Annotated in this window: 6 protein-coding genes; 1 reads left to right on the top strand and 5 read right to left on the bottom strand. The window is 56.0% G+C overall.

Annotated elements, in window-relative coordinates:
- Positions 1-327, top strand: a 327-nt coding sequence (locus NTCA1_RS28945) for a hypothetical protein (RefSeq protein WP_236549624.1), incomplete at its 5' end; no start/stop codon positions are given.
- Positions 328-329: 2 nt separating this feature from the next.
- On the opposite strand, the gene NTCA1_RS27935 is transcribed toward NTCA1_RS28945, so the two are convergent.
- The 5 genes from NTCA1_RS27935 to NTCA1_RS27915 form a co-directional block, all read right to left on the bottom strand.
- Positions 330-677 (bottom strand): hypothetical protein, encoded by a 348-nt coding sequence (locus tag NTCA1_RS27935; RefSeq protein ID WP_159832471.1) that lies wholly within the window; start codon positions 675-677, stop codon positions 330-332.
- A 187-nt stretch (positions 678-864) separates the two neighbouring features.
- Positions 865-1,524 carry an SOS response-associated peptidase family protein gene (locus NTCA1_RS27930; RefSeq protein WP_159832470.1) on the bottom strand — a complete coding sequence of 220 codons (660 nt, stop codon included), beginning with the start codon at positions 1,522-1,524 and terminating at the stop codon, positions 865-867.
- A gap of 138 nt (positions 1,525-1,662) precedes the next feature.
- Positions 1,663-2,412 (bottom strand): HNH endonuclease, encoded by a 750-nt coding sequence (locus NTCA1_RS27925; RefSeq protein WP_201282625.1) that lies wholly within the window; start codon positions 2,410-2,412, stop codon positions 1,663-1,665.
- An 89-nt stretch (positions 2,413-2,501) separates the two neighbouring features.
- Positions 2,502-4,058 carry an AAA family ATPase gene (locus tag NTCA1_RS27920; protein WP_159832468.1) on the bottom strand — a complete coding sequence of 519 codons (1,557 nt, stop codon included), beginning with the start codon at positions 4,056-4,058 and terminating at the stop codon, positions 2,502-2,504.
- 203 nt (positions 4,059-4,261) lie between these two features.
- The gene (locus NTCA1_RS27915; RefSeq protein ID WP_159832467.1) at positions 4,262-4,717 is read right to left on the bottom strand and encodes a hypothetical protein; all 456 of its coding nucleotides are present in this window, start codon (positions 4,715-4,717) and stop codon (positions 4,262-4,264) included.
- Between the last annotated feature and the right edge of the window lie 176 nt (positions 4,718-4,893).

Raw genomic sequence — 4,893 nt, 5'->3', positions numbered from 1 at the left:
AAGATCGACGGTGGCCACCCTCTCAGGGAAACCTTCCTACACCACCCCGCGGGACACGACCGTGCAATCTCCAGTTCGAATGCCAAAGCTGGGGTGAAACTGCTTCGAGAAGCATCAGAATTTCTTGCTGAGGTTCACAATCGAGGGATTTACGTGCCGATCTCCGAGATTGACGGATTGGATGCCCCGACACCTGACGCATGGTCGCATCTTGGAGGCGGCATCAATTATACGATGCTCGGCGAGGAGTTTATTCGTGTCCGGACGATCGATGGCGGTGAAATGATGCTTCGATGGAATGGAATTAATTCAGTCAGACTAGGCTAATCCTATTCGAGCAAATCAGCGAACTTTGTTAGGCGGTCGAGAATGAATTCGTCCGAGCCATCATAGCGGACCGAGTAGCGGTCGCCTCGAGCGATGATGCAGTCGGACAGTTCGATCCAGGCATAGCGCTGTGAGGCGTTCGAAGGATCATTGACGTCATTCCCGAGATCCATGCGCCCGCCCTTCTGGAGAATGAAAGGCCAGATATCGTCTGAGTTCAGACGTCCCCACCATCCCGCAGTAGCGAGGTGCTCTACCCATCTCCGATTTTCGTCTATGGCCAGGTCAACTGTGATCGTGTTTTCCGGGTAGCCGTCGCAGATAAAGAAAGCTCGGTAATATTCTTTCACTCGCGTCAGATCCTCTCAAGTCATACACCATATTAGCCTCGATGCGAGCCGCCCGACAACAGGGAGGGTCATTTAAATGCGTGTATCGCTTCCCTAAAAACGTTCTCACGGTGTTTGTGGGCGCGCCTGTGCCTACCGATACGCCTCCGTCTCCAGTGACGCGAGGAGGCGCGCTGAGAGCATCGATCTACAGCAAGGTCCTTTCCTTTGGAGGTTTTTCCTTCGGACGATACCAAGGGGCGTTGGTAGCCTCCACTTTCATGGCCGCTGCTGGATAGGGCCGGTCGAAACGATAGAGATCTGCAAGCGGCGCGTGGAGCCAAGTGTTCCAGTCTGATGGATCCAGGATGACCGGGGAACGGTCATGGATGTCTCGCAGTTCCGGGGCATTGTCTGTCATGACCCCCGTATAGACAGCACCCCATTCGTCACTCACACTCCATAACCCTGCCCAGGCGAATATCGGCTGTTCCGGCAGAGATAACCAGGTCTCGGTCATCTTCCCCGGATCGCCGACGGCCTCGGCATAGCGTGCGGTTGGGATGAGACAGCGATGCGCCGGGTCGGCCGACCAGCGCTTCCAGAAGCGATCAAGCTTGTCGAAGCGGGCATTGTTTACGGGCGTCGGCTTCAGCGGCTTGCCGCGTTTACCGATCTTGCCGTTCGGAAAGTGAGGAAAACCCCAAATCATCTGGTCGAGGACCAATTCCCCGCCCTCTATGCGGATTACGGTGCCGGGCTGTGCCGGGTGTACCTCGAGCGGGCCTTCGTTAAAGCGGGCGCCGCGCCGTGCGCGAAATAGCGAAAGGGTGCGGAGAGTTTCACCTCGTTCTGCGCGATTACACATTGGCCGCAAACCTCCCAATTGCCTCAGCCGGCGTTACTCGCTGTAGGCGCTTGCAAACAGCGAAGATTGTTGCTCGAACCAAGTGACAGCGGCCGAACCGCGTTCCACACGTTAAACGACAGGATGCACGACGCGAGCTCAATCGGTGAAACCACCGTCGCAGAACCAATCACTGGCCGCCAAGGCCTCAAGCATCGCGTGCTGCCACGAATTCAGAGCTACCTGTCTTGCACTTTCTGCCCGGTCGGTTAGCCAGGCCCTCACATCGTGGCTTGTTCCGCTGTGCGCGATCCTTTCCAGCGAGTACCGCATGTTCGCCAACTCCACACCGGCATGGCTAGCATATAACGGGCCAAGCTTCAGCACATCGAAATGGTTTCGAGCGCGTTGGACCTTGACCGCACTCCACCCTTCCGGAGCAGTCACGTGAAAACGAACGGCTGCGGGGTCACCTATCACCACCTCGGCGATGAGCCATTGCCCATCGTCGAAATTGTCAAAGTAGGGATGGAAGCTCTGGTCAGCGACCGCTGCGGGCTGGCGGGCAAGCTTACTCTTGTTGCACTCGGCGCAGGCTGGCACCAGGTTAAGCGGAACGATCGTCAGAGCTGCATGCAGGCTCTGCGGGAGGTAATGATCCAGCGTCGAAACCGTACGCTGGGAGCACAGTGGGCAAATGTCGTTAGCAGGAACCGCCTTGATTGCGTGGTAGAAGGGCCGAGTGGACACGCTTTTCACGAAAGTTTGCGCGTAGACACGCTTCATTACATCGGCCGAGAGAATTCCGCCGATATCGGCGGTTTGGGGAATGGCGTGGAGCGCCATCCCGAGACCATGCAGGAGGTAATCGGACTCGGCGGCATGCACGACAGCGTTAACTCGCTCCAAGGACTCCTTAAGAAGTGGATCACGGATGCTTTGCGAACATAGCCTCATCATCACCGAGGCTGGAATTGTGGGACGAGGTAGGCTGCGCATCAAATGGCGTCGCGCTGAATGACAAGAGATCGCACGATCGCACGCGCTTCAGCGCCAAGCTGGCCATCAAAGCGTGCCAGTACGCCTTCGTAGTCGAGGCGCTCCTCCAATACCGCTGCTGCCAATAGCCCATGAAACCCGGTACGGGTCACTTCGAGCCCGAAAACTTCGCGTGTCAGGATTCCCACGTTCTCGCCGAATGTCTCTACCAGCGGACGTTCGGCTTCAGAACGATAGCCAGTACGGCGAAGTTTCCATACGCAAGAGCGCGGCACCTCTTGTAGTACCACGGGTGAGTGGGTTGCGACCACGGCAAGCCCGTTGCGCGATACCAGTAAGCGAGACAGGGAGCGGATGAACGCGGAGAGCAGCGGAGGATGAAGATGACCTTCGGGCTCGTCGATCAAGACTAGCGTCCGTTCGTCCACGAGTTCGACCAGACGCGTGATGGTCAGTAGGACGATAGCATGGCCCGAGCTTAACAATCGGAAACGGCGCTGAGCCTCGTTTTCCCAGGCATCTCCTTCGCCTTCCAGCAGGCTACGTACTTCGGCTTGAGCAAACAGATCGTCGGTCTCAAGTGTCGTGACTGCCTCCAACCAGCGCGCTCTGCGAAGTCCGCCACGACAACGTGCAAGGCTTTGGCTAAAGTCTTTCGCAAGGTCTGCCGGCGACTTCATACGCTGCGGCGCTCGGCCGTCGGCGGGATCAGCCACATGCAGTCCGACATGCTCGACGCCAATCCGATCTGACGGCTCAGCAAGAATAGGAAAGTCGTCGAAGGCGCTGAAAGAAACCAATACGATACGGGGAAAATCGGCGTTTGCGGCCAAGTCGGTTCCCACTTGTTTCATCTCTGTGAACCTGACCCTTCCTCCCGGACGGCCGACTTCATCGGGGCGACCGAGCAGGGCTTGCATCAATCCTCGCATCGCGCGCGATTTACCCACGCCATTGCGTCCAATAAGCACATGGACGTTGGTTGGTGGCTGGGATTCCGGAATGACGTCGAAGTCGATTGTCGGGGGATAGAAATCTGGTCCGGACGGCGGCAGGGTGTAAGCAAAGCGAAACGGCGTGAGTTCAGCGTCTCCACGCGAGAGACGCCGCAATCGGCCAGTTACGCTGCTCTCGGGGGTCCCGCGAAGGAGCGAATGGACCATCGAGGGTTCATCTCGCGCTTCCTCGAAGATAGCCTGATCGAAGGCACAGTCTCGAAGGCCTTGCAGCACTCTCAAACGAAGGGTCTCGCTCATCAGATTCAGCGTTTCGTAGTAGTCTTCCCCTTGGCCCAAAGAGAAGTACCCCGGGGGAAGGGTGTCGAAATGCTCAGGCATTTCGGGCCTACGTCGACCCGGTGTGATGGTGCTTCCGCCCTCCAAACCCATTCTGCTAATCTTGACGGACCCAACCGAGTGCTTCTGACCATTCTCATCGAAGATGAACAGCGAAAAGACGGTTTGGAACTTGAACCAGTCGTCCCACGTGTCGCTGAACAAAAAGGCACAGTTTGTCGCGACCGGCGGCAACGGAGCCGTCATAACCCTGAAGAACATGCTATCGATTACTTTCCCCGCTTCCCCGTTGAGAAACAGCACATTAACAGGTTACGTGCAACACGGATCGAGCCAGAGAAGCGCATTCCCAGTGCACAGATCTGATGGGAGAGCATGGGTCAAGGGTGCATTGTTATGCTCTCAAGCGTAAATAAGCCTGTAGTTATTAGATCAACATGATTCTGATGAAATTCCAGCTAACTTCAATTTTGATATAGCCGGCCATGGAGGGAGCTCCGAACCTTCTTGAAGACATCTTGTAATGTCGCGGCGAGGCTACTCATTTCGGACCATGTTTCCGCAAGATCAGGGCCGTAACGCGCCGAGAGATATTCACGAGCCGCATGCAGTTTCATGAGATGAGCTTCAGTGCGCTTTCGAAGGTTCAGGCCATGTTCGATAGCGAGCACCGTGCGCTTGGAAAGGTCATGCTGGAGACCTCGAACTATCTGTTGGCTGACGCCATTATGCAGCAAATACGCATTCAAATAGAGTTCAATGGCATGGATTGCCAAAAGTCTTGCCGGCGCTGACGCATGAGGAAGGCCAGAGTTCGGGTTAGTCACGAGACGATTGTGCGCCGCATGGTACTCCTCCGCTAGATCCAGCAATTGACCAACGCTAGCGCAAGATCCCGGATAGTTTTCTTTAGAATCCATGAGCTTCGCGACGATAAAATAAACAACCTGCAAACTTAGCAAGTGAATCTACGGTTCCGTGCGTGTCGTTATTCACCATCGTTAGCTTTCAACCGTTTGGTTTTGAAAATAGCTCGCTAACCCGCACTATTCATGAGGCCTCCGCTCCGGGTTGGTCCGAGCATGGTTTGTCGGTC

The organism is Novosphingobium sp. TCA1 (genome assembly GCF_009811895.1).
GTDB lineage: Bacteria > Pseudomonadota > Alphaproteobacteria > Sphingomonadales > Sphingomonadaceae > Novosphingobium > Novosphingobium panipatense_A.
This window is presented reverse-complemented; position numbering and strand designations above follow the sequence as displayed.